This is a genomic window from Zhongshania aquatica, from assembly GCF_027257955.1.
Lineage (GTDB): Bacteria > Pseudomonadota > Gammaproteobacteria > Pseudomonadales > Spongiibacteraceae > Spongiibacter > Spongiibacter aquatica.
The window spans coordinates 225790-250970 of the sequence record NZ_JANZNQ010000005.1; the positions used below are offsets into that span (position 1 = coordinate 225790).

Consider the following 25181-nt stretch of genomic DNA (forward strand, 5'->3'; position numbering starts at 1 on the left):
GTTTAGATACCCGCCCCCTTAGGGCGAGCATCTGAGAATCAGATGGGCTAGGACACTATTGATTAATAGTATTCCCGAATAGATAAGTAAGCCCGTTTCATCTTACTGATTTCCAAAGGCGCTTTAAAAAAGCCAACTGAATGACCCTTGGGGTTAATCAGAGCGACATTGGCGCTGTGCTCAACCTGATAGTTGCTACCACCACCGGGCACTTTGGTGAACGGAATATTTAACGAGGTCGCGAAGCGATGAATCTCTAAAAAGTCTCCTGTAATACCACGAAATGCCGGATGGAAAAAATCCAAATAGCTATGTAACTGTTCCGGCGTATCGCGAGCAGGGTCAACGCTAGCTAACCACACTTGTGTATTCGCCTGAAGCTCAGGATCGAGCTCTTGATAGAAAGCCTTGAGCTGAGCGAGCGTGGTCGGACATACATCGGGACAGTATGTAAAACCAAAAAAGACTAGGCTCCACTGGCCTTGAAAGGTCGCCGGAGTAACTTTCTCACCGCGATCATTCTCCAAGGTGAAATTAGGCAGTAAACGCGGGTTTTCGTATAAATACGCACCTTGAGATTTTAACTCCTCCGTCGTCATAATCCGGGCCCGGGTAAAGGAATAAAAAAATCCACCCACTAAAATAATAGCCACAGATACAACCGCTAGTACCGTTAAGCGAATACCGCGATCGCGCTTTGCTGTCACGCTTGGTTGTTTCTCTTCCGTCATCAGTATTCAACCTCAAAAATGGTCATAGCTGGCAGTAGATAATGATCCAATAGCATGATCATGAACAATGCCATTAGGTAGATTATGGAATACTTAAACGTTGCCATCGGCGCCTTGGGATCTTTGCCTCGCATCAAAACGATCGCCCAATAGAGAAATCCAGAACCAAGACACACAGCGCCCAGCAGATACAGTGAACCGCTCATTCCGGTCGCAAAGGGTAACAAGGTCACCACAAACAACAGCACCGTATATAGCAGCGTGTGTAATTTGGTATAGCCGATACCGTGGGTTACGGGCAACATGGGGATTTCAACTTTTGCGTAATCATCTCTACGATGTATCGCCAAAGCCCAAAAATGTGGCGGCGTCCAAATAAAGATTATCAACACTAGGAGCAGCGCATGACCATCTACTTGATTAGTAACTGCGGTCCAACCCAAGAGCGGCGGCGCCGCACCAGCAATACCACCAATAACAATATTTTGTGGTGTGGCGCGCTTTAAATATAAGGTATAAACCACGGCATAACCAAGCAATGACGCAAAGGTCAACCATGCAGTTAAGGCATTAACCTTAATCAATAGCACTGCCATACCCACGCCGCCGATAACCGCGGCAAAAATTGCGGCATCACGGGTACGAACTCGCCCCTGAGCGATAGGACGGTTATGAGTACGCGCCATCACTAAGTCGATTCGACTATCAACCAAATGATTTACTGCCGCAGCTGCGCCAGCACAAAGCGCTATACCCAAATTACCGTAAATTAACGCGTCCCAAGGCACCATGCCCGGCACCGACATGAACATGCCAATCACCGAGGTGAGTAACATCAACAGTACAACGTTAGGCTTACACAGCTCGTAGTAATCGCGCCAGTTTGCTGACTCGGCCTGTGGCTTTGTCATACTTTAATTCCCCCGCGGTTCACTGCCGCTGTAAACACTAAATAGTTTGTTGTTACTTGTGTGAGTAGCAGTAGGGCGCCGACCAGGTTATGGGCGACAGCGACGTCAATTGGAAACTGGAAAACGACATTACTAATACCCAGGGTGATTTGCGCAACAAGCACCGCCGCTATTACATACGCTAATTTTTTAGCCGCCGGCAAACCAAGCCGATAAAGTTTGGCACATAAAAAGATCAGATAGGCGGCTGTGACAATGGCACCAACGCGATGACTAAAATGAATTGCGACCCGCGCCGCGTTATCCATCGTCCCGCCCAAATAATTTGGCCCGATGTGCTGGCCAATATTAAAACCGTCCGCAAAATTCATCGGCGGCAACCATGCGCCCTGACACTTTGGGAAATCAGGGCAGGCAATGTCTGCATAGTTTGATGTGGTCCAGCCACCTAAGGCTATTTGCATTATAACGATCAACAGGCCAATCACCGCTAATGGCTTAATCGCATTTAATTTTTCTTCGGCAATAGCTGGAATTTGCCAAGGCCTATTATTCAGTCGTAGAGTAAGTAACCACAACAAACTCAGTGTAGTAAAACCACCTAAGAGGTGAGAGGTAACCACTTGTGGCCAGAGTTTCAGGGTTACAGTCCACATGCCGAACATACCTTGCAAAATAATAAATGCAAAGATGAAGATTGGCAGTTTAACCGGCTGATCAGGTTCCCGGCTACGCAGGGATAAAATCAAAATTCCGATGGTGAATAGACCTAGGCTAGAAGCCAGATAACGGTGAATCATCTCCGGCCATGTCTTGTCGTGTTCAACGGGCGCGTCGGGAAAAGCTTCATTAGCACGGGCAACATCATGATCATCACTAGGCCACAACACGTGGCCATAGCAGCCCGGCCAATCCGGGCAACCCAACCCCGCATCTGCCAAACGTGTAAACACCCCCATCCCTAAAACAATAACAGCAACTAAACACGCAATAAATGTTAAACGAAAACCTGCCTTGCGCTGCTCTGGCGTATTAAATAAAGACATTGACCAATACCATATTCGCTAAATATTTACTGCGCCGATTATTTAATCAAGCGCCCCATATCTTTCAGGACGTCCTTGCCTAATGTTGTCAGCGTATGCTGCTCTGTATCACCTGCGCGGTAATACATCATCACCCAACCCATAGGGTCTACTACATAAAAAGCGTGAGGATCAAATGGGTCAATCTCTAAAGACTTCAAGCCTGTTAAAAATTCGCTACCACTTGCATACAGCACAGTCATATCATCGTGTTCTGCTTCTACAAAATCGCGCAGCGTTGGCGACAATGGGCCGTCTATCGCTAAATAAATTCGCTCAACACGATCCATTTTTTTACCGAGAGCAGTGTGGGTTTGGCGTGTTAAATAGAGCATACGTTCGCAGGCATCTACACATTCACGTCCGCCAACAACCATAAAAACCCACTTAGACTCAGCGCGGTCAAAAAGAAATTCACCGCCATCCATACGCATAGGGTGCAAATCACCAAGCTGCATGGGCGGAATGATTAAGGTGCCTCTATTTACCGTTCTAAAATTAATAATATTTTCTTTGGCCAAATAATAAACGGCGCTAGACAATAAAATGACGACGATTGGAATACCTAGTATTAAACTAAGTAGCCGCTTTCCGCGTTTAGGATCTACAGATGTTGTTGTCATAGCTCTTTGTTCTCTTTATCTTTGCGATGCCTGAGCCACACCGCAAGATTAGTATTAAGAAATATAAAAATAATCCCCAGGGCTAGGGCCATAGCAAACCATTGAACAGCGTAAGCTGTGTGTTTAGCAGGAGAGACATTCACAACCAAGCGCTCCGTTTGCAAGGCCCCCTGACTGTCGCTCCCCAAACGAAGACTTACGGGTAACATATTGGCAAATTCGGCGCTTACAGAATCTATATCCAGCCACTGCTGACGACGCGGCCAATCGCCTAAAGCTTCCTCACCCAAACTAAAATTCTTTTCTTCGCTGCGATAAAGCTCACCACTAAGACGGACTGTACCTTGCGGTATAGATACGACAGGCAGCGTGCGGCGGGAAGAGTCTCCCTCGATCCAGCCGCGATTTACCAACAGCTTTCCACCGGTGCTTAGTATAAACACCGACATTATCTCATATCCAAATCGCCCATGAAAAATTCGATTGTCTAGCAACCAATAGTGCGTCTTATCAAATTGGCCAACGGCATAAACAGGAAGGTAATTTGGATAGCTATCTAAGCTAGAAATATCAACTTCAGGTAGTAAACGGCGCGCTTCAAAATCGGCTAGCAATGCCTGCTTTTCATCAGCACGACGCAACTGCCAAAACCCAAGACTCACCAACACCGGTAAAATTAGCGCAATTGCCAACGCGGACTTCCAATCGAGCCGCCATTGAAGTCTTGTCCGCTTACCCACCATTTATGAAATCCTATTGTGTATACTGCGGCAAACAATTTATGAGGTTTACCGGTATGTGGTTAAAGATTGTCATAGTCGTGCTATTTATCGCACTCGTTATCAGCCTATTTAGTGGGCTATTCTTCTTGATGCAAGACCGTGGCACCACAATGCGTACATGGCAATCACTAAAAGTGCGCTTGATTCTAGCGACGCTACTGATGAGCTTCCTGTTTTATGGGGTATTCACCGGGAAACTGGGCTCCAAAGCCCCATGGGACCAACGCTATTTAGAATCAGGTGATGCCGTCTTAAAAACCACACCATAGTCTTCAATAAAAAATTGGCCGGTATCATCTATCTACCTAAGTAAACAGATGTACCGGCCAAACTTACTGAGCGACTAGCGTTGTACGCTTACAGAATGTAAACGAACAAGAACAAGAATACCCAGACCACGTCAACAAAGTGCCAGTACCAAGATGAAGCTTCAAAACCAAATTGGTCTTCTGCTGAGAAGTGACCTTTGGTTTTTGAACGCAGCCACTGCACCAACAACATGAAGGTACCCATCGCCACGTGGAAGCCGTGGAAACCGGTCAACATAAAGAAGGTTGTACCGTAAACACCGCTGTTCAGACGAATGCCATATTCAAAAAGTGCTTCGTGGTATTCCATGTACTGCAAATACAAGAAAATACAACCCAAGGCCACTGTCACAAATAACCACAAGTTAAACTTCTTGCGGTCATTCTGCTTAATACCCATGTGGGCAATGTGACAAGTAAAACTAGATGCCAGCAGGATGATAGTGTTGTAAAGCGGCAACCAGTGAGCAATATGCGCAAAACCTGGGAATGACAAACTGTGGTTTGCGCCCACGAATTCACCATTATTTGCCAAGTGGCCCGCAGCAGCCTGTGCTTGAACACCGCCGATCGCATCTTGAGGTGTCTCCAGTAGTGGCCAAGAATATTCGAACCCTGGCCACAACAACGCATTCATCGCGCCGTCGCCTTCACCAGCTAACCATGGCGCCGACAAATTACGGATGTAGAAAAGGGCACCAAAGAAAGCTCCGAAGAACATCACTTCTGAGAAGATAAACCATTGCATGCCAATCACATAGGATTGCTTAAGCTGCGCACTATTCATGCCTGCACGATTTTCACGAATCGTCGTGCTGAACCATACAAACAAGGTTGCTGCCAACCAAGCTAAACCAGCAAATAAAATAAAGCTGGAGTTAGTCTCTTCGCCTGCGCGGTAACTGCTGTCATTAATGACACTGGCAGCACCATAAACGATGGTAGTCATACCAATCGATGCGCTAACAGCAAGCTTACTACTGTCGGGCACGTAATAAATTTCGTGCCCTGTATTGCTTTGACCCGCCATTGTTAAATCTCCATTTTCTCGGGAGAGAAAAATCTCTTTTCTAGTTCGATGACGCCGCAACAGAATCCTGTTTTGCCGCCATCTCGGTTACGTCAAAAATCGTGTACGACAAGGTAATAACGTGGATATCTTCGGGTAAGTCGCGATCGATAATAAATTGTAGTGCCAAATCTGCGTCTTTGCCGCCAGCTAAGGGCTGCTGATTAAAACAAAAACACTCTGTCTTGTGAAAGTACTCAGCCGCGCGGGACGGAACAATACTGGGAATAGCCTGTGACACCATAAACCTATCTTGCGTGTTCTTCGCATAATAGGTGACATTATTCGATTCACCGGGATGAACCTCAATCTGACTGGTGTTTGGCGAAAACTCCCAAGGCATCATTTCATTGTTTTGCGCAACAAATTGCACTTTTACAATACGATTTTTATCAACCTGACTTTCTACCACGGTGTACTGCTGACCACCGGGCTTACCGTTAATGCCCAACGCTTCACACAAAGCATTGTAAAGCGGGGGCATTACCCACATAGCGAATGCAAACATGATAAACACCAAGCCCAGCAGTTTAACGCTAAGCTTCTTGATATTTCTGTCTGTCTGGTTCGCCATAAACTTACCTAAGCCCTTATTTCAATTCCGGCGGAGTCGTAAAGGTGTGGTATGGCGCAGGCGTAGGCACTGTCCATTCCAGAGTCGTTCCACCTTCCCATACTTTCGGATCGCTGACCGGCTTGCCGTGGGTAATTGTTCTAACGATATTGAACAAGAACAACAACTGGCTAGAACCGTAAATAAACGCACCGATGGATGACATCATATTAAAGTCGGCAAACATCAGGTTGTAGTCAGGAATACGACGCGGCATACCTGCCAGACCCACAAAATGCTGAGGGAAGAAGGTCAGGTTGAAGCCAATGAACGAGATCCAGAAATGGGTTTTACCCATAGTCTCGTTATACATTTTGCCGGTCCACTTCGGTATCCAATAGTACACAGCAGAAGACAGCGCGAAGATCGCACCAGCAACCATGGTGTAATGGAAGTGAGCAACAACAAAGTAGCTATCGTGGTACTGGAAGTCAGCAGGCGCAATCGCCAGCATCAGACCAGAGAAACCACCAACGGTGAACAAAAAGACCTTGGCAATCGCGAATAGCATTGGCGTTTCAAGAGTAATAGAGCCCTTGAACATCGTGGTGATCCAGTTGAACACCTTCGCAGCAGTTGGCACCGCAATCAGCATCGTGGCGTACATAAAGAACAGTTCGCCAGCAATCGGCATACCCACCGTATACATATGGTGAGCCCATACGATGAACGACAAGAAGGCGATTGACGATGTTGCGTAAACCATAGAGTCGTAACCGAACAAAGGCTTGCGTGAGAAGGTTGGGATAACCTCTGACACGACACCAAATGCTGGCAGGATGATGATGTAAACTTCTGGGTGACCAAAGAACCAGAACACGTGCTGGAACAATACTGGGTCACCACCACCGGCCGCACTAAAGAAGCTGGTGCCGAAGTGAATGTCCATCAACATCATGGTTACTGCACCAGCCAATACTGGCATTACAGCAACTAACAAGAATGCAGTAATCAACCAAGTCCATACAAACATCGGCATTTTCATGTAGGTCATGCCAGGCGCGCGCATATTTACTACTGTTGCAATGATGTTGATAGAACCCATGATCGACGATATACCCATGGCGTGAACCGCGAATATAAAGAAGGTCACGCTTGGTGGCGCATAGGTTGTAGACAATGGTGCGTAGAATGTCCAACCGAAGTTTGGACCACCGCCGTCCATAAACAGGGTAGATGCCAGCAATAGGAACGTTGGTGGCAAAATCCAGAACGACCAGTTGTTCATCCGCGGCAAGGCCATATCTGGCGCGCCGATCATCAGCGGAATCATCCAGTTAGCCAAACCAACGAAGGCAGGCATGATGGCACCAAAAACCATAACGAGACCATGCATGGTCGTCATTTGGTTAAAAAATTCAGGCTGAACTATTTGTAAGCCTGGCTGGAACAGCTCGGCGCGAATAATCATGGCGAAGGAGCCGCCAAGCAAGAACATCGCAAAGCTGAACCACAAGTACATCGTACCGATGTCTTTGTGGTTGGTGGTAAATAACCACCGAGTTAAACCTTTAGCAGGTCCGTGATGAGCACCCATGGTGTAATCCCCCTACTGACCTTTCTTGAATTTGTAAATGTCAACTGGCTGCAACATGTCACCCATGTTGTTACCAAAGGCGTTGCGCTGATATGTAATTACAGCAGCAAGATCCACCTCATTTAGCTGACTACCAAATGCCGGCATCGCTGTGCCAGGCACACCGTGAACTACGCGATCCATATGATCTTTCATGGCACCCGTCGCAATTGGGCTGCCAGCAATCGCTTTACCAACGCCGCCTTCGCCGTTTGCTCCGTGACACGCTGCACAGCTGCTGGTGTAAACGGACTTACCGCGCTCAACCAGCTCTTCCAAAGAAAAGTCTTTCGCCATCAATTCTTTAATTTCAGCAGCGGCGGCTTGTTTCTCGCCTAACCACGCCTCGTATTCAGGCTCTTCAACGACGTTAACCACTATCGGCATGAAGCCGTGGTTGCGACCGCAAAGTTCGGCACACTGACCGCGGAAAACGCCGGTTTCAGTCGCTTTAGTCCACGCTTCGTTGATAAAACCAGGAATTGCATCGCGTTTTACCGCAAGTGCAGGTACCCACCAAGCGTGTAATACGTCGTTAGCCGTTACCAAGAAACGTACTTTCTTGTTAACTGGAATAACCACAGGCTCATCAACTTCTAACAGATAGTTAGAACCTTTGTCTTCGGTATTCGCAATTTCTGCGCCATCGGTCAACAAATTAGAAAAGAAGCTTATATTGTCGCCATTCGGGTTGATGTATTCGTATTTCCACTTCCACTGGTAGCCGGTGATCAAAATATCAAGATCAGCATCATCGGTGTCGTAGATTTGAATAAGTGTTTTGGTGGCTGGAACAGCCATAAACAACAAAATCAGAAATGGAACTATGGTCCAAGCAATTTCCACGCGGGTATTTTCGTGAAAAGTTGCCGGTTCCTGATGACGTTCTTTACGGTAAGCAAATACCGAATAAAACATCACGCCAAAAACCACTATGCCTGTTACGACACAAATGTAGAAAACCCACATATGCAAATCGTAAATTTTATGACCAACCTCGGTAATACCAGGGGTCATATTGGTTTGCCAACGTGCGCCTGTTTCGGCCCATGCGCCGGCACTAAACAGGCTTAGCAGCATTAGCACAGGACTAAGCGCCAGCTTAAGCAGCCGTTTCGCTTGTAAATACATCTCCCGTGTCTCCATGTACAGTGAATAAAGACCCCTAAGCTCGCAAGGACAAACGACGCACAAGTTTTTCATCTGCTGGGGGAACACAATCGTTAAATTGAACTCTTAGACAGACACAAACAAACCACAACGCGAATTTCATCGAAATTCGTATAGAGATTTACTCGTAATTTGCACATCGCAAACCCATTGACACTACTTTGGGTGCGACAAAACGCCGCAATTATAAACCCGTTAAATACACCAGCGCTACTCTGCAACCGCGGAATACACTACTAGTTTCAGCGGAATACACTGTCTTTTGCCACATCACTACCAATTACAGGGTTAAATCTAAGAAAAAACCACAATATATAGGGTAAAATCTATTTTCATAGATCGACACATCATTTTCTATTTGCCCCATTTCCGTGCATGCAACTCTTAAAAACATGACTGATTTATATCATCAACGATGACACCTAGCGAACAGGCTGACAGCCAAATCCGATCTTTAGCATGGCCGATGATTCTTGCGAATTTGTCAGTGCCACTGCTTGGACTTGTCGATACAGCCATCCTCGGGCATTTAGGAGATAGCCGCTACCTTAGCGCCGTCGCCATTAGCAGCAGCTTACTGGCTTTTCTGTATTGGGGCTTTGGTTTCTTACGCATGGGTACCACTGGCGCCAGCGCCCAAGCGCAAATCAAAACTGCACGAAGTACCGGCCTATTGCTAAAGGCTCTAACTTTAAGCACTACCATCGCGTTATGTGTAATTTTAGCAGGCCAACAATTGGGTTATATCGGCCTTAAGCTAATGAACACCAGCGACGCCATACAGCCACTGGCAAATAGCTACCTCCACATTCGCCTTTACAGCGCACCAGCCGTACTCGCCACCTATGTTATTGTCGGCTGGCTTATTGGTCAGCAACAAACTCGTTGGCCACTGATCATTGCCGTTGCGACCAATATTCTAAATATTGCATTAGACTACATGCTTATTGTGAACTTTGACCTTCGCAGCAACGGCGCAGCGACCGCGAGTGTTATCAGCGAATATTGCGGTTTGGCGCTGGCACTTTGGGCTGTGCGCGCGCCTTTAATCGAGGCCTATCAAAAAGGCGCAAAGCAGTACTGGATTGCTGGCCCAAATGCCAAACAATTCCTCAGTAGTAATTTCCAACTTTTTGTTCGCACTGCGGCATTACTTTTTAGCTTTGCCTTTTTTACCGCCCAAAGCGCTGCTCTCGGACAAAATCAACTCGCCGCAAACGCAATATTGCTACAACTTATGATGGTGAGTGCCTATGGGCTAGACGGGTTTGCCCACGCAGCAGAGGCGTTAATAGGCGAGTCCTACGGTCGCAATGACCGAGTCATGTTAATCGCTACGTGCCGATCTTGCGCAAAGTACTGCGCGGTGACGGCCGTCACTGTGAGCACCGGACTATTCTTACTTAAATCGCCCATTTTAAGTCTCATGACCAATCTGCCTTCCGTCAGCGATCTGGCAAGCCAATACTATATTTGGCTGATTTGGCTGCCTATTGTATGTGCGCCAAGTTATTTGCTCGACGGCATCTATATCGGCGCGTTAAAAACCGGAGCCATGCAGTGGAGTATGCTTCTCTGTGTTTGCGTAGTGTACCTCCCACTCTGGGCGCTAACTCAGCAGTGGGGCAACCACGGCCTGTGGCTTGCCTTCAGCATATTTAACCTCGCCCGCGGCGCAAGCCTAGCCTTTTTATTTGGGCGCAACATTTTAAGACAAACCCAAGCTAAATCATTCTAGCGCTACCCGAAGTAACACAGTCGTAACCTAAAACAGCGCAGTCTGCACTCCTCAGAAGTTGACCTACATCCGATTTATTGTCGGCCGCTGACACTATCCGCTTGACATCAATTGATTACCGACACAGTTTGGGTAACAATAGTGTGTAGTTTGGTATCAAATTATTTCGATTACCCATCTCAGTTATTTCTGTGTCATTTTTTAAAGAGGTATGACCGCAATGAATAAGTCCATGTTTTTAGTAATCAGCGTGCTGCTGAGCCTAGCCAGCTCGAACTTATTCGCAGAATGCGCCGCCCGCGCCGTTTATCGCGCACCAGAAATCCCCGAATTAAAAGAAACGAACTTTGAGCAAGTTGTTCAGCTTGAAAAAGCCGTGAAAGATTACATTCTTGACGCTGACCAACGCCTAGAAGAGTGCGGTCGCAAAACATCGCCTCTTAGCTACAATCTTGCGGTTGGCCGCATGGAACGGGTCGCCAAAGCGTACAACGAACTTGCCGAGTTTTATAATCGTTCAGGCGAGCCATCTAGCTTAGACGTTGCTAGCAACTAATTACTCTGCAGCCCCATACAAGGGCAACTCTTCGATCCAAAGTAATAAATCCGTAACTCCAACATCCACACCCTGCTGACTTAGCAGGGTGGTCACTTGGCCGCGATGATGGGTCTGGTGGTTAAAGAAATGTTGTAGCACCAGACCAAACGGCTTACAAAAGTCATGCCCCTTGCTGTTTTTGTATACAAAAGGTTGGTCGAAGCAGTCCTCTGTTAAGGCCTCTGACCACTGGCATATTTGGGCATCTAGCGCTCTCCGAGCGCGAAGCAAGTCATCAAAATCTTCGTAAATCACTTGATTCAAACTTGTCGGACTTGCCATAACGGCAATCTCGGCCAAGCACCCAGCGGCCGCAAATTGACGCTTCGCAAAACGCTGAAGCCACATGATATCCGCCACATAAAGGTGGTTTAACGTACCGACAATAGACTGAAAGAACGCGCCCACATTGTCAGCCAATTGGTCTTCGCTCAAGTTTGCCGCAGCAGCGTAAAGCCGCTGATTCATATCTCGGTTGTAACGTCCCATTAAAGCGTACTGCTGTTGACGCGCCATTCCTTTACCCCACACACAATTCATCCGCAATCACTGCCACACGCGTGATTGACCAACCCTGCCTATATCGGTCTAACACGCCAAATTCGCTGTTGCCGTCTTGAGCAGCTGCTCACAGCGCAGGGCTGCGGCTCCCGCGAGATCCCGATTTGGCAAAATTAAAAACAGATCCGCATAACGTTCGCCACCCTCGATCATTGGCAGAGGAACAATTTCACCACTGTCAATTTCACGCCGCATTGCAAGTTCTGGCAACCACGCAAAACCCAGTCCACGCGCCACGGCACTGATTGATACCTCCATACGACTAACAGTTAAACGCTGCGCTGCTTCTAGCCAACCCGCATCACGCTTACGACGAACCCCAGAATCCTTCACTACAACCTGGCGAAAGGGGCGCAAGTCGCGATAATCTAACTCTCGACCCAGCTTATGCAATTCATGATCTCGGTGGGCGACAGCAATAAACTTTACTCGTAGTAAGTGATCCCCCAAAAAGCCCGGCGGAACGATGCCAGTAATTGCCACATCGCAACGTCGTTCAAGCAAAGCCTCTTCTGCACCACTCAATACCGTTTCTACGCACTCTATTCGAGTATCGGGACAGTTCTCACTAAGATCAGCTAGACAGTCCAACATCGCATGACTAGGAAAAAGAGTGTCGCAGACAATCCTCAACTGTGGTTCCCAGCCAGCAGCCACTGACTTGGCCGATGCCTCCAGGCGCATTGCCTCGTCTATCAAGGCCCGACCACGGCGGTAAAGCATTTGGCCAACCTCAGTCAATTCGGATTTGCGACCTCGTATTTCAAAGACCTTAACGCCTAACTGCTCCTCCATCTTCTGAATGGTATAGGTCACTGCCGATTGGCTTTTATACAAAACCTCAGCAGCCCGAGCATAACTACCCTCATCAACCACCGCCAAAAAGCAGTGCCATTGGTCAAGATTTGTTCGCGGCCCAGACATAAAGATCAATTTTCCTGATAGTTAATGCCAATAAATTGCACTTTTTAAACAATTTAATCAATAGTTTAATAGCTACATCGCAATCAAAGACCCATTTTTCAACAAGGACTACACGATGACTAACATTCTTCATATCAATAGCAGTCTATTCGGCGAAGCTGGCAAATCCAGCCAAATGGCCACCGAATTCGTCAAGGCCTTACGCAGCAAATTGAACGATTCAACTCTCGTATCGCGAGACTTACACGCAAACCCACTGCCACACATTGATGGCCAGCGATTCACTGCCTTCGTCACACCAGCAGAGAACAGAAACGATGCACAAAAAGCGATTGTTGCGGAATCTGAGGTACTGATAAATGAGCTGCGCGACGCCGACATCATCGTATTGGGTATACCCCTTTACAACCTGGGCGTGCCATCAACATTCAAGGCCTACATCGACCATGTTGCGCGTGCCGGTGAGACCTTTCGCTATACCGCGAACGGCCCCGAAGGGCTGTTATGTAATAAAAAGGTCTACATATTTGCAGCTCGTGGTGGTAAATATTTTGACACACCAATGGACACCCAAACCCCATATTTGCGCCACATTTTAGGCTTAATGGGAATCAGCGATATTGAGTTTGTTTACGCCGAAGGCCTAAACATGGGACCAGAAATCGCAGACAAGGCACTTGCAGACGCGCGTAAGCAGCTGCAAGAAAAAGCCGCTTAAACCTCTTTGAACTTCAGCACCCTTAAATTAAGGAGAAGGATCATGACGACGCGTACAGTAGCTCGTATTATTCCGGCGCAGGTAACCTCTGACGGCGCAGGCGTTAAACTCAAGCGCAGCCTGGGCTCATCGAATGCCGCCCGTCATGACCCCTTCCTCATGCTTGACGAGTTTTTCTCTGATGAACCAAGTGACTATTTGGCCGGATTTCCATCTCATCCTCATCGCGGCTTTGAAACAGTCACATACATGTTAGAAGGCCACATGCTCCACGAGGACCATCTTGGTAACAAAGGTCATCTAAAGGATGGCGGAGTACAATGGATGACCGCCGGCCGCGGTGTTATTCACTCCGAAATGCCACAGCAGGAGAAAGGGCGCATGCGCGGCTTCCAATTGTGGATTAATTTGCCTGCCAAAGAAAAAATGCGGCCAGCGAGCTACCAAGATATTTCCGCTGACAACATTCCGCGTCTGAAATTAAGTGAGCATAGCGAAGCTATCCTGATTGCTGGTCGTTGCGAAATCAACACATTGGCAGCAACAGGTTTCATCAATGGCAGTGACGGCCAGCATTTAAGTACCGACCCCATTTACATCGATTTAAGATTACACGCAGGGGAGAGCGCGAATATCAAGCTGCCAGCCACTCACAATACCTTAGTCTATGTGTATGAAGGGAGCGCAGCTATTGGTGATAGTGATATCGCCAGTAATAACAGCGCGCTTCTCAGCAATGGTGACACACTGCAGATAGGCTCTGAAACAGGCTCCCGGCTACTGATACTAGCGGCCCAGCCCATTGGAGAACCCATCGTGCAGTATGGTCCCTTTGTGATGAATACCAGCGACGAAATAGAACAGGCACTGAGGGACTATCGCGATGGTGTACTTGCCAGTGCATAGCTCTTAATATCGCCAACTTGCTAAGCTAGTTATACTTTTTAAGCTAGTTCTGTGCTCTATTGGGTATGTCTGAGGACAGATCACCATAAGGCACAGCAATTGGTTTAACTAAACTACGCTAAACTATTATGTAGGCGTCGCACACAAAGACTTTTTATATAGTTAATACTTATTAGTGCGCTAAACATGTTTGGTATACGCTATTAGATCAGGCGCGATACCGTAAAGTCTTAGCACCAAAAAGGAGTACGTTATGACTACATCAATGCTCGTCCGAGACGTAATGACTTCTCCGTCACCCTTTGTAAAACAAGGTAGTGACTTGGGCGAAGTGGTCAAAACCCTGCTAAAGCACGGTGTCTTCGGTCTTCCCGTTATCAATGATCAGCACGAACTTGTGGGGTTTGTATCTGAGCAGGACTGTATTCATTCGGTCTTAGTAAGTAGCTATCACTGCGAAGGATCGCCAGTTGTGGACGATGTAATGAGTCGCGAAGTATTGGCGGTAGAAGCTGACTCATCGATTATCGACCTTGCTCAAAAAATGGGAAAAAACAAACCTAAGTCCTACCCCGTTACCGAAGAGGGCAAGTTGATAGGCCTGATTACGCGCAGTGCGATATTGGAATCTCTGTGGACCAACCGTACTACCTGTGATCTACCCAACAACAAACTTTAATACGCCTTGGGTTCATCACCAATCTAGCAATGGCGATGGGCACAAGAGTGTCGGCTTGAAGGTATGCATCCATGACGCATTTTTCACGACTAGCCGGTTTGCTGCTTTTCTCCTTGATTGTAGCCACAACAGCACACGCGAAGGTATTAGAAAATATCCCCTACGGTGACGCAAACAAGCAGAAGTTAGACGTCTACCTACCCGAGAACTCGGCAAACAGCCCAATTATATTTATGGTTCACGGCGGTGCATGGCGCTTTGGCGATAAGCACAATCACAAAGTTGTAAAAGCAAAGGTCGCACGCTGGGTAAACCAAGGCTGGATTTTTATATCGATAAACTACCCGATGTTACCGGATAGCGATCCCTACCAGCAGGCGGTCGATGTCGCCAAGGCCCTAGCGTATGTTCAATCCCATAGCCCGGAATGGGGAGGCGATACAAGCAAAATTATCGCCATGGGACACTCCGCCGGAGCGCATCTCGTATCACTGGTTTTGACAGATCCATCCTTGATTAGCATCAGTCATGGGGAAAACCTCCAAGGAGGCATACTTTTAGACAGCGCGGCCCTGGATGTCAGTCGTCTGATGAGCGAAGACCATCCCCGACTTTACGACCGCGCCTTCGGAAAAAATCCAAATTTTTGGCGTAAAGTTTCGGCTATTGAATACCTAAATAGCGCAGTAAAACCACTACTCTTAGTGTGCTCCACTCTGCGCTCTGACAGCTGCCCGCAAGCCGCATCATTTAAACAAAAAGCGAAAAACATCGGCATAGAGGTGCAACAGTTAAGCGTGAAACTATCTCACAATCAAATCAATGCGACGCTCGGGGACGATTCGCGCTATACACACGACGTAGAAACATTTATTCGTAATTTAGATCCGCGATTTAGCGCGTTTCTAACTCCGGCGCCTTTCACAAAAACACCATTACCATCGACACCGTTAGCACCGAAACCCTAAATATTTGAGATCACTATGCACGGAATGCTTTCCATCATCTTACTTACCGCCGCAGCCGGGGCCTGCATTCCGCTTGGCGGATTTATAGCCCATAAAACACGAATACAGCAACACTGGTTAGACAAAGAATTTCGGCACACGATTATTGCCCTCGGTGCCGGAATATTACTTGGCGCCGTCGCCATCGTACTGGTGCCAGACGCGCTAGAGCATTTAGATCACTCACCGTGGGCCATTGCCCTCTTACTGAGCGGAGGTTTACTGTTTTACTGGCTTGAACGATATTTAGATATTCACCGCAGAAGCTCGCCGCAGCTGACCGGTATGTTATTGGACTATATACCAGAATCCTTAGCACTCGGCGGTATTGCCGCGAGTGGCGCGGATACTACCGTACTGCTTGCCGCGCTAATTGGTTTACAAAACTTACCCGAAGGCTTCAACAGCTTTAAAGAACTTCGTGATAGCGGCCGTTCACCAAATCAAATTTTACTCCTCATGCTTGCTCTCGTTCCGCTCGGCCCACTCGTCGGCTTAACTGGCTACACTGTTCTTGGCAGTCAACACGCAATCCTAGGCGGTATCATGCTGATAGCCAGTGGTGGTATTTTGTATCTCATTTTTCAAGATATTGCGCCGCAAATACCATTGCGAAAACATCGTAGCCCAGCTTTAGGTGCAGTTATCGGGTTTAGTATTGCGATGCTAGGTGCTGTTCTGAACCAATACTAGCAACCATGTTCATACTCTCGTGCTCAGCATTACTGACACATCCTTAGACTAACTTTACTTATAGGATCTTATTTATGCGATTTCTGCTGGTGATTACCATTTCATGGCTACTCGTCGCCTGTGGAAGCTCATCCTACGATCAATCACGAGAGTGGCGATTACAGGAATGTGAAAAAGTCCTCGACGACAATGACCGCGCCAACTGTAAATCCAACACACCACGTTATAACTAGCACACTGATACAGTATAGCCTGGGGTGATAATCGGCATTCCTAGGAACAATGTTTACAGTGAACAAATAGTGCTAAGCTCCCGTCCAGCGTAAATACAATTTGACGAACAAAACTGGATACATTGCCATGTAGACCAGTTTGAAAGGAAGACTTATGACACAGAGTAAATATGATATCGTGGTTTTTGGCGCCAGCAGCTTTGTTGGCGAAATCCTGTGTCAGTACTTGAGTAAAAATCGTGAAGAACCCGCGCTGCGCTGGGCGATTGCAGGCCGATCGAGCGCAAAACTCGAAGCCGTTAAAGCCAAGCTCGGCAACACCAATCTAGATATTATTATTGCTGACGCCTCTAATGAAGAGGCATTGAGAGCACTATGTGCGCAAACACGGGTTGTGACGACCACCGTTGGTCCGTACGCATTATACGGCGAGTCTTTAGTGAAAATTTGTGCCGAAACCGGCACTGATTATTGTGATTTAACCGGTGAGGTTCAGTGGATTAGAAAAATGGTGGCGCGCTACGATGGGGCGGCTAAAGCCTCAGGCGCTCGCATTGTAAACTGCTGCGGTTTCGACTCCATCCCCTCTGACTTAGGTGTGTTTTATACGCAACAACAAAGCAAAGAACTGTTCGGGGAGCACTGCAACTCCGTTAGTATGCGTGTGAAGGCTGCCAAGGGCGGCCTATCTGGCGGCACCTTTGCCAGCCTAATGAACGTGATGAAAGAAGCGGCGAACGACCCCGCGCTCCGCAAAGAAATGGCAGATCCATATTCATTGTGCCTGGGCGAAACTAGCAAAGCCCGGCAAATCAATACCGGCTTAGCCCAATTTGATAAAACCTCTGGCAGCTGGACAGCCCCCTTCATTATGGCCGCCATCAACACCCGCATCGTGCAACGCTCAAATTCATTGCTAAAAGAAAGCTACGCAAAACCCTTCTTTTATGACGAGGCGATGATGGTGGGTAAAGGCTTTAGCGGCCGGCTACGTGCCGGCGCCGTCGGCGGCGGGCTTGCCGGATTTATGTTGGCAGCAAGCATTCGACCCGGCCGCTGGCTTCTCTCCCGCGTATTGCCATCACCCGGCGAAGGCCCAAGTCCTCAAGACCAAGAAAATGGCTTTTACGATTTACACTTTTACGGCAAAACAGCGTCAGGCAAAAAACTGCAATGCCGCGTGACGGGTGACCGTGACCCAGGATACGGCTCGACAGCGAAAATGCTGGGCCAGGCTAGTATCTGTCTCGCCCGCGACATCGATAAAAGCCAAGTAGCAGGTGGTTTACTTACCCCTGCGAGCTGCTTCGGCAATACATTAATCGAGCGCCTAAAGGCATACTCTGGCCTGACGTTTAGCGTTATTAAGTAAATTAGCGCTCTGTAAAAAAACAAATAGCACAGTGATTGTGCTATTTGTCGCAAATCTCCGGAAAGGACACTTAAGCTGTAAAAACCCGCACATCATATTTCCAATTACTATAATAAGATCACTCTTTTGAAGAGGTGCGATTAGTATGATTGTTGATCAATTGATGAGTACCACCCTTGTCAGCGTGAGCAGCGACGATTCCTTAGCGCTTGCCAGAGAAATTTTTAGCCATACCCACTTTCATCACTTGCTGATTATTGAGGAGGGGAAACTGGTAGGTGTGTTGTCTGATCGAGATTTATTTAAAGCCATCAGTCCAAATATTGGCACCGCCGCAGAAACACCGAAAGATGCGGCAACACTGCGCAAACACGTCCACCAAATCATGTCACGCAAACCCATTACCGTTTCAAGCGGCACGAGCTTACAAGAGGCAGTGCATCTCTTTAATACCAAACCCATATCCTGCCTACCGGTTGTTTCCGAAGACAATACGCCAATGGGTATTATTACGTGGCGCGATATTCTTAGGTTGGTTGAAGTACTGGGGCTAAAGGAAAACTGATTTTGTCCCCAATTAACCGAAGGTACCTAGATCCCGTTCGCTTACCCAAATGAGAGCCTCGTCCCGCTGCAATGGAATAAAATGCTCAATTTCAATATTGGGGAATACTCGGGTTATCAGCGCCGTACCACGATTAAACCAACGCGCTTCTCCAGTAATGGCGGTACGCGAAAAGCGATTAATATACTTGGCCAAAAATCGCATTTCTTTTAACCAGCCACGAACGGTAAAGCCTTCAAAATGATCGAGCTCAATAAATATATTGAGACTGTCCTCGTCGATTAGTTTGCGCTCTACCTCATCCAAAATAACTTCAATATCATTATGATTAATCTTGCCAGAAACCCTAACACCTACAACGTGGGGGAAAGGAAGGGCCAATAATTCCAGCATGGAATTTCCTCCGCAAATGCTTTGTAAAAAGTATAGGCAAGTTCAGCGTATTTGCGTTCCCAACAAACAAGAAATAGGTATTATTCCTCAATGATCACTTCGATTTCGTCCGTCGCGGGGATCAATCAAAGACACTATGTGAATTTCATCCTCATGGGCAAGCGCCGCTTCACCAGGCCGTGGCTGATTGACGCGGGTAGTCGGCTCTTCAATTTTACCGGTGTCGTCGCGAATAGATTCTTTAAAACCACAGCGAACGCATTCCCGTATTTGCTCCAGATCAGAAATGCGATACATGACAGTTTTATCCATCTCTGCGCATTTAGGACAAACCGCACCAGCAATGAAACGACGTTGGTTAAAAACGGTAGCCACGATTATGCTCCCTTTGCGTCGGCGATGCCGGCGTGGCGCAACAGTGCGTCATTCGCCGGCGGCCGACCCCGGAAATTTTTAAACAATACGGCGGCATCCTCTGAACCGCCGCGTTCTAATATTTCCATACGGAATTTCTTACCAACGTCCACATTCATCACGCCCTCTTCTTCAAACAACGAAAACGCATCTGCCGACAATACTTCGGCCCATTTATAGCTGTAATAGCCCGCTGCATAGCCACCGGCGAAGATATGCGAAAAACTATTTTGAAAGCGATTAAATGCCGGCGGTTGAAACACCGACACCTTATTCCGTACCGCTGTCATCAAGGTATCTATGTCAGCTTCGCACTTAACGTCTGACTGCATATGCAATTTAAAATCAAAGAGAGAAAACTCTATTTGCCGCAGCATTTGCATACCAGACTGGAAATTCTTAGCGGCTAATAATTTATCTAGCATATCTGTAGGCAGTGGTTCGCCGGTTTTATAGTGGGCTGAAATATCTGGAATCACGGATTTTTCCCAACACCAGTTTTCTAAAAATTGGCTAGGCAGCTCTACCGCATCCCAAGCAACACCGCTAATACCTGCCACGCTTAAACAATCGATTTGGGTCAACATATGGTGTAGACCGTGACCAAACTCGTGGAACAAGGTCGTCACTTCATTATGAGTTAACAGAGAAGGGCGGTCACTGGTTGGCGGTGAGAAATTACACACCAAAAACGCCACGGGTTGCTGGATACCGCCACCATCTATCATGCGACGTCCGCGGGCATTGGCCATCCATGCACCACCGCGCTTGTTATTGCGGGCGTAAAGATCTAAATAGAAATGCGCAAGTACTTCTCCGTTACGCGATATGCGATAGCACTGTGCGTCCTTGTGCCAAAAATCCACGTCGCTAAGGGCACTGATCTCAATATCAAACAACTGCCCCGTAATTTTGAACAAACCACTGATAACTTTTTCAGCGGGAAAGTAAGGTCGCAATGCCTCCTGCGAAAGGGTAAATGACGCTTCTTTTAGCTTTTCACTAAAATACGTCACATCCCACGCTTGCAGCTCTGCCACACCGTGCTCAGCGGCAAATGCTGATAATTCGGCAAACTCCTTAGTCGCTACCGGCTGACTGGCCTGCACAAGCTCTTCAAGAAAATCGGTGACCTGCGAGCAGGACTCCGCCATTTTGCTCGCCAGCGAATAAGCGGAATAATTATCGAAACCCAACAGCGCGGCCATTTCCTGACGAAGCTGTAAAATTTCAACCATGAGTGGGCCGTTATCCCACTTACCAGCCTGCGGGCCTTCCGACGATGCGCGGGTAACATAGGCCGTATAAACTTCCTCCCGCAATTCACGATTTTCGGCGTATTGCATAATAGGCAGGTAACTCGGAATATCTAAGCTCAACCGATAGCCTTCAAACCCCTTAGCACTCGCCGATTCGCGCAGATTATCGAGCACAGTAGGAGGAACGCCTTTTAATAACTCAGCGGAATCAATTAATTTTTCCCAGCCATCAGTGGCATCCAAGACATTATTTGAAAACGCAGTAGACAACTCACTCAAGCGCTGTTGAATTTCTGCAAAACGGCTCGCCTTATCACCATCGAGGGCAACACCAGACAAAACAAAATCTCGTAACATATTGCGGACTGCCTTTTGGCGAGGGCCGCTTAACCGCGCAAACTCATCGCTTTCAGCCAAGGCCTGAACTCGCTCATAAAGAGGCCGGTTTTGTCCCATTTCGCTGTTGTAAGCGGTCAGCATGGGCAAGCATTTGCTGTATGCTTCACGCCACGCATCACCACTTAGCACGCTGTGCACATGACTCATCGGTGCCCAAAAACGACCAATTTGATCATCTATTTCTTCGAGAGGCGCCATTAAATTCGTCCAATCAGGGCTGCGCTCATCAGCAATCGCTAAGGCCACTTGACGCTTAGATTCCGCCAACAGCAACTCACACTCTTTAGGCATGGCCTGCGGATCAAGCGTTGAAAACATCGGTAAACTGTTTGCTGTCATAACGTGAAAGACCTTATAAACTTAAGAACGACAATTGGCCCAGTGTATCAAATCTACAAGCCGCCCGAAGCCTGTTACCATGCTTTTACACACAATCGCGCAAGAAATAAGCCCGACACTCCGAGCAAGGCGGTGCGTGTTTATTCCCGAACCGGAGGCCCGAAATGAGCTACAAGCCACAGGATTTTATTAGGATTTTCGAAGACCACTGCCCAATGCTCGGCGAGCGCGTTTTTATCGACCCCAGCGCGGTCGTCATCGGCGATGTTAATATCGGCGACGATAGCTCTATTTGGCCAAATACGACCGTGCGCGGTGATATGCACTGCATTCGAATTGGTGCCCGTACAAGTATTCAGGACAATAGTGTTTTACACATTACCCACGCAGGCCCCTATAACCCCGATGGCTATCCACTCACCATCGGTGACGATGTCACCGTCGCGCACAGTGTCACACTGCACGGCTGTACCATCGGCAACCGTGTACTTATCGGCATGGGAAGCATTGTGATGGATGGCGCCATTATTGATGATGACGTTGTGGTAGGTGCCAATTCGCTCATCCCGCCCGGCAAACACCTGCCCAGCGGTTGGCTATACGTTGGCAGTCCCGCCAAGCCAATTCGACAGCTCAGCGAGGGCGAATATAAGTACTTCGGCTACAGCGCGGCCAACTACGCCAAACTAAAAGATCGACATATCGCCGCACTAAGCCTTTGACGTGGGTAAGGGATTAAAAAACGCCGGCGTCGAACAGCAAATATGTGAGGTAGGCGACATATATTAATAGCAAGCCGCTGCCTTCAATTCGAGTAATTTTCCGCGCGCGACGCGGCCCACAGGCCACCAAAAAGAATATTCCCGTGAGCAAGAGCATAACGGGATAATCACGACTCATCACTTTTGGATCTAAGACGCTTGGGGAAATAACCCCTGGCAGTGCCATCACACCCAGCAAGTTAAACAAGTTCGAGCCCACCACATTGCCAATGGCAATATCGTGCTCGTTCTTTCGGGCAGCGGCAATCGACGCGGCTAACTCAGGCAGACTGGTGCCCACCGCAATCACTGTTAAGCCAATCACCAAGTCGCTAAGGCCAAAGAAATGAGCAATTTCAACTGCCGACCACACCAATACACGCGCGGAGGCCAACAGCAATAAAAAGCCAAAAAGCAACCAGCCCAAAGCGACCGGCAGAGACATATCACGGGGTATTTCTGCAGCGAACTCGGCTTCTATCGCATCGCCCTTGCTATGCTTGGCCTCCCAAATTTGGCGAAGTACGACCAGTAAAAAACCGACCAGTAAAATGCTGCCATCCATCACACCCAAATGACCATCTAGCAATAAGAAGTAACCCACCAGCATCACTAAAATAAGTAGAGGGATTTCGCGAGTCACCAGCTTAGATTGCACATTAAGAGGGATGAGAAACGCGGTGAAACCCAAGATCAACGCGATATTAGTAATATTCGAACCCAAGGCATTACCGACGGCCAAGCCTGGCTGACCATCTACCGCGGAAATGGCTGATACCAACATTTCCGGCGCTGAGGTGCCAATACCAACAACCAAAATACCAATGACCAAGGGCGAGACACCCAGTATTGACGCCGTCGCTGAAGCACCAATAACAAAACGGTCTGCACTCCACACAAGTAAAACCAAGCCCACAACCAGAGCAACAACGGTTAACAACATACAATTTTTTCCAACAAGACCGCCGACAAATTATGCCGACAAAGATTGACGAACGAGTTCTATAACCGGCTTAGTATCTGGACGCACGCCGCGCCAAATACAAAAAGACTCCGCCGCTTGCTCAACTAGCATACCCAAACCATCAGACACTGCCCAGGCGGTTTCACCTGCCGCCCAACGCATAAAGGGCGTTGGATCTGCGCTGTACATCATATCGTAAGCACAGCCATCATTGCTTAATATATGATGCGGCAGCGGTGGTAAATCACCACTCATGCTCGCGCTAGTACCATTGATAATCAGATCGAACTGACCGCTTGCCAGCCCCTCATAACTGCAGCCAGCAACTTGCCCTAGGTCTTCAAATTGCTTAGCCAAACTCTGCGCTTTTGCTACCGTTCTATTCGCTATTAATACATGAGCCGGGCCTTGCTTAAGTAGCGGGCCAAGAATGCCACGTACCGCACCGCCCGCGCCCAAGACTAAAATCCGGCGACCACTAAGATCCCAGCCCAGATTATCGTGAATATCGCGCACCAATCCAACGCCATCAGTATTGTCTCCGTAGACACCGCCATCGTCTTGCAGGGCGAGAGTATTTACCGCACCCGCACGCCGCGCGCGGCCACTGAGTTGGCCGGCAAATTCAAAGGCATCGAGCTTAAAAGGAACGGTGATATTTAAACCTTTACCACCGTGGCTAAAGAATTGACTAGCGGCCTCGGCAAAACGACCCAACTCAACTTTATGCGCACGATAGTGCAATTGTTGTCCCGTTTGCTCCGCAAACGCCGCGTGAATTTGCGGCGATTTACTGTGCTTAACTGGATTTCCGTACACCGCGTACTGATCTTTATCTTTAGTTTCCATAAATAAAGAATACTGCCTTTATTATTTAGGTAATAACCAATCTCTCACTGGTAAAAACTGTGAGCTTAGGGCTGCTTCCGGGCTACCTTCTTCAGGCTGCCAATTATACTCCCATCTCACCAAGGGCGGCAGCGACATCAAAATCGATTCAGTACGACCACCGCTCTGCAGGCCAAACAAGGTACCGCGGTCATGCACTAAATTAAATTCGACATAACGTCCACGCCGATATAGCTGGAACTGACGCTGACGATCTTTCCATGGGGTAGACTTCCGACGCTCAACAATCGGCACGTAGGCTTTAGTATAAGAGTTACCCACAGCCTGCATAAAATCAAAGCAACGCTCAAAGCCACCGGCGTTAAGGTCGTCAAAAAATAAACCACCGACCCCTCTGGCCTCGTCACGGTGGCCCATATAAAAGTACTCATCACACCATTTTTTGAACTTGGGATACACCTCGTCACCGAAGGGCTCACAGGCGCTCTTGGCAACTTGGTGCCAGTGCCGACAATCTTCTTCAAAGCCGTAATAGGGCGTAAGGTCGTAACCACCGCCAAACCACCAAACCGGCTCTTCGCCAGGTTTTTCTGCAACAAAAAATCGCACGTTCGCATGGCTGGTTGGCACATAGGGATTTTGCGGATGCATCACTAGGGACACACCCATTGCTTGATAGCTGCGGCCAGCAAGTTCTGGCCTGTGCGCGCTGGCACTGCCAGGCATAGCATCGCCCTGTACATGGGAGAAATTAACGCCGCCTTTTTCAAACACCGCGCCATCGGTAATCACCCGGCTGCGACCACGGCCCCAGTCGTCTTCGACAAATTGCGCTGCACCATCTACGGCAGACAATTCGATACAGATTCGGTCTTGCAACGATAACAAAAACTGCTTTACCGCCCCAATATCAACATTCTTCATATACTCTCCACGGCAAA

Annotated in this window: 29 protein-coding genes; 12 read left to right on the forward strand and 17 right to left on the reverse strand. The window is 48.0% G+C overall.

The window, feature by feature from the left end; all coding sequences use genetic code 11:
* Positions 1 to 62 precede the first annotated feature (62 nt).
* Genes O9X78_RS07230 through O9X78_RS07250 form a run of 5 tightly spaced genes read right to left on the reverse strand, consistent with a single transcriptional unit; the run spans position 63 to position 4093 of the window.
* Positions 63 to 731 carry an SCO family protein gene (locus tag O9X78_RS07230; protein ID WP_269618955.1) on the reverse strand — a complete coding sequence of 223 codons (669 nt, stop codon included), beginning with the start codon at positions 729 to 731 and terminating at the stop codon, positions 63 to 65.
* A complete protein-coding gene (gene cyoE / locus O9X78_RS07235) occupies positions 731 to 1642 on the reverse strand; it encodes a heme o synthase (protein ID WP_269618956.1) in 912 nt (303 codons plus the stop codon). The genes O9X78_RS07230 and cyoE overlap by 1 nt, the downstream gene beginning before the upstream one ends.
* Positions 1639 to 2688, reverse strand: coding sequence for a COX15/CtaA family protein (locus O9X78_RS07240; protein ID WP_269618957.1), 1050 nt, complete (start codon positions 2686 to 2688; stop codon positions 1639 to 1641). The genes cyoE and O9X78_RS07240 overlap by 4 nt, the downstream gene beginning before the upstream one ends.
* A 38-nt stretch (positions 2689 to 2726) precedes the next feature.
* Positions 2727 to 3350 carry a redox-active disulfide-containing membrane protein gene (locus tag O9X78_RS07245; RefSeq protein ID WP_269618958.1) on the reverse strand — a complete coding sequence of 208 codons (624 nt, stop codon included), beginning with the start codon at positions 3348 to 3350 and terminating at the stop codon, positions 2727 to 2729.
* Positions 3347 to 4093: an SURF1 family protein gene (locus O9X78_RS07250; RefSeq protein ID WP_269618959.1), complete on the reverse strand. Its 747-nt coding sequence runs from the start codon at positions 4091 to 4093 to the stop codon at positions 3347 to 3349. The genes O9X78_RS07245 and O9X78_RS07250 overlap by 4 nt, the downstream gene beginning before the upstream one ends.
* Positions 4094 to 4146: 53 nt before the next feature.
* On the opposite strand from O9X78_RS07250, the gene O9X78_RS07255 reads away from it, so the two are divergent.
* The gene (locus O9X78_RS07255; protein WP_269618960.1) at positions 4147 to 4401 is read left to right on the forward strand and encodes a DUF2909 domain-containing protein; all 255 of its coding nucleotides are present in this window, start codon (positions 4147 to 4149) and stop codon (positions 4399 to 4401) included.
* 88 nt (positions 4402 to 4489) lie between these two features.
* On the opposite strand, the gene O9X78_RS07260 is transcribed toward O9X78_RS07255, so the two are convergent.
* From O9X78_RS07260 to coxB, 4 genes are read right to left on the reverse strand one after another with little or no spacing between them, the layout of a single operon-like run.
* The gene (locus tag O9X78_RS07260) at positions 4490 to 5470 is read right to left on the reverse strand and encodes a cytochrome c oxidase subunit 3 (RefSeq protein ID WP_269618961.1); all 981 of its coding nucleotides are present in this window, start codon (positions 5468 to 5470) and stop codon (positions 4490 to 4492) included.
* 40 nt (positions 5471 to 5510) lie between these two features.
* Positions 5511 to 6083, reverse strand: coding sequence for a cytochrome c oxidase assembly protein (locus tag O9X78_RS07265; RefSeq protein WP_269618962.1), 573 nt, complete (start codon positions 6081 to 6083; stop codon positions 5511 to 5513).
* Between the two features lie 16 nt (positions 6084 to 6099).
* On the reverse strand, positions 6100 to 7659 hold the full coding sequence (ctaD, locus tag O9X78_RS07270) for a cytochrome c oxidase subunit I (protein ID WP_269618963.1): 1560 nt from the start codon (positions 7657 to 7659) through the stop codon (positions 6100 to 6102).
* Positions 7660 to 7671: 12 nt separating this feature from the next.
* On the reverse strand, positions 7672 to 8829 hold the full coding sequence (coxB, locus tag O9X78_RS07275; RefSeq protein ID WP_435056048.1) for a cytochrome c oxidase subunit II: 1158 nt from the start codon (positions 8827 to 8829) through the stop codon (positions 7672 to 7674).
* Positions 8830 to 9334: 505 nt separating this feature from the next.
* On the opposite strand from coxB, the gene O9X78_RS07280 reads away from it, so the two are divergent.
* Together O9X78_RS07280 and O9X78_RS07285 are read left to right on the forward strand one after the other, a co-directional pair.
* Positions 9335 to 10606 carry an MATE family efflux transporter gene (locus O9X78_RS07280; protein ID WP_269618964.1) on the forward strand — a complete coding sequence of 424 codons (1272 nt, stop codon included), beginning with the start codon at positions 9335 to 9337 and terminating at the stop codon, positions 10604 to 10606.
* A gap of 220 nt (positions 10607 to 10826) precedes the next feature.
* Entirely contained in the window at positions 10827 to 11162 is a 336-nt protein-coding gene (locus O9X78_RS07285; protein WP_269618965.1) for a hypothetical protein, read from the forward strand.
* Here O9X78_RS07285 and O9X78_RS07290 read toward each other — a convergent pair whose 3' ends face one another.
* A complete protein-coding gene (locus O9X78_RS07290) occupies positions 11163 to 11720 on the reverse strand; it encodes a DinB family protein (RefSeq protein ID WP_269618966.1) in 558 nt (185 codons plus the stop codon).
* Positions 11721 to 11792: 72 nt separating this feature from the next.
* Positions 11793 to 12689 carry a LysR family transcriptional regulator gene (locus O9X78_RS07295; protein WP_269618967.1) on the reverse strand — a complete coding sequence of 299 codons (897 nt, stop codon included), beginning with the start codon at positions 12687 to 12689 and terminating at the stop codon, positions 11793 to 11795.
* 115 nt (positions 12690 to 12804) lie between these two features.
* Here O9X78_RS07295 and O9X78_RS07300 point away from each other — a divergent pair, with 115 nt between their 5' ends.
* The 8 genes from O9X78_RS07300 to O9X78_RS07335 all read left to right on the forward strand — a co-directional run bounded on the left by O9X78_RS07300 (position 12805) and on the right by O9X78_RS07335 (position 18862).
* Positions 12805 to 13407, forward strand: a complete 603-nt coding sequence (locus O9X78_RS07300; protein WP_269618968.1) for an FMN-dependent NADH-azoreductase — start codon at positions 12805 to 12807, stop codon at positions 13405 to 13407.
* 42 nt (positions 13408 to 13449) lie between these two features.
* Positions 13450 to 14313 (forward strand): pirin family protein, encoded by an 864-nt coding sequence (locus O9X78_RS07305; RefSeq protein ID WP_269618969.1) that lies wholly within the window; start codon positions 13450 to 13452, stop codon positions 14311 to 14313.
* A 253-nt stretch (positions 14314 to 14566) separates the two neighbouring features.
* Positions 14567 to 14992 carry a CBS domain-containing protein gene (locus tag O9X78_RS07310; protein WP_269618970.1) on the forward strand — a complete coding sequence of 142 codons (426 nt, stop codon included), beginning with the start codon at positions 14567 to 14569 and terminating at the stop codon, positions 14990 to 14992.
* 71 nt (positions 14993 to 15063) lie between these two features.
* Positions 15064 to 15960, forward strand: a complete 897-nt coding sequence (locus tag O9X78_RS07315; protein ID WP_269618971.1) for an alpha/beta hydrolase — start codon at positions 15064 to 15066, stop codon at positions 15958 to 15960.
* A 15-nt stretch (positions 15961 to 15975) separates the two neighbouring features.
* Positions 15976 to 16692, forward strand: a complete 717-nt coding sequence (locus O9X78_RS07320) for a ZIP family metal transporter (protein ID WP_269618972.1) — start codon at positions 15976 to 15978, stop codon at positions 16690 to 16692.
* 74 nt (positions 16693 to 16766) lie between these two features.
* Entirely contained in the window at positions 16767 to 16925 is a 159-nt protein-coding gene (locus O9X78_RS07325) for a hypothetical protein (protein ID WP_269618973.1), read from the forward strand.
* 154 nt (positions 16926 to 17079) lie between these two features.
* A complete protein-coding gene (locus tag O9X78_RS07330) occupies positions 17080 to 18297 on the forward strand; it encodes a saccharopine dehydrogenase family protein (protein WP_269618974.1) in 1218 nt (405 codons plus the stop codon).
* A gap of 145 nt (positions 18298 to 18442) precedes the next feature.
* Positions 18443 to 18862 (forward strand): CBS domain-containing protein, encoded by a 420-nt coding sequence (locus tag O9X78_RS07335; RefSeq protein ID WP_269618975.1) that lies wholly within the window; start codon positions 18443 to 18445, stop codon positions 18860 to 18862.
* Between the two features lie 12 nt (positions 18863 to 18874).
* Here the strand turns inward: O9X78_RS07335 and O9X78_RS07340 are convergent, their stop codons facing one another.
* The 3 genes from O9X78_RS07340 to O9X78_RS07350 form a co-directional block, all read right to left on the reverse strand.
* Positions 18875 to 19255: a SpoIIAA family protein gene (locus tag O9X78_RS07340; RefSeq protein WP_269618976.1), complete on the reverse strand. Its 381-nt coding sequence runs from the start codon at positions 19253 to 19255 to the stop codon at positions 18875 to 18877.
* 87 nt (positions 19256 to 19342) lie between these two features.
* Entirely contained in the window at positions 19343 to 19630 is a 288-nt protein-coding gene (locus O9X78_RS07345) for a YheV family putative zinc ribbon protein (RefSeq protein ID WP_269618977.1), read from the reverse strand.
* A gap of 2 nt (positions 19631 to 19632) precedes the next feature.
* Positions 19633 to 21666, reverse strand: a complete 2034-nt coding sequence (locus tag O9X78_RS07350; RefSeq protein WP_269618978.1) for a M3 family metallopeptidase — start codon at positions 21664 to 21666, stop codon at positions 19633 to 19635.
* 164 nt (positions 21667 to 21830) lie between these two features.
* Here O9X78_RS07350 and O9X78_RS07355 point away from each other — a divergent pair, with 164 nt between their 5' ends.
* The gene (locus O9X78_RS07355; protein WP_269618979.1) at positions 21831 to 22388 is read left to right on the forward strand and encodes a gamma carbonic anhydrase family protein; all 558 of its coding nucleotides are present in this window, start codon (positions 21831 to 21833) and stop codon (positions 22386 to 22388) included.
* Between the two features lie 13 nt (positions 22389 to 22401).
* Here O9X78_RS07355 and O9X78_RS07360 read toward each other — a convergent pair whose 3' ends face one another.
* Genes O9X78_RS07360 through hemF form a run of 3 tightly spaced genes read right to left on the reverse strand, consistent with a single transcriptional unit; the run spans position 22402 to position 25164 of the window.
* Entirely contained in the window at positions 22402 to 23370 is a 969-nt protein-coding gene (locus O9X78_RS07360) for a calcium/sodium antiporter (RefSeq protein WP_269618980.1), read from the reverse strand.
* Between the two features lie 30 nt (positions 23371 to 23400).
* Positions 23401 to 24240, reverse strand: coding sequence for a shikimate dehydrogenase (gene aroE / locus O9X78_RS07365; RefSeq protein WP_269618981.1), 840 nt, complete (start codon positions 24238 to 24240; stop codon positions 23401 to 23403).
* Between the two features lie 21 nt (positions 24241 to 24261).
* Complete coding sequence (gene hemF, locus O9X78_RS07370; RefSeq protein WP_269618982.1) at positions 24262 to 25164, reverse strand: oxygen-dependent coproporphyrinogen oxidase; 903 nt, start codon at positions 25162 to 25164, stop codon at positions 24262 to 24264.
* Positions 25165 to 25181 lie beyond the last annotated feature (17 nt).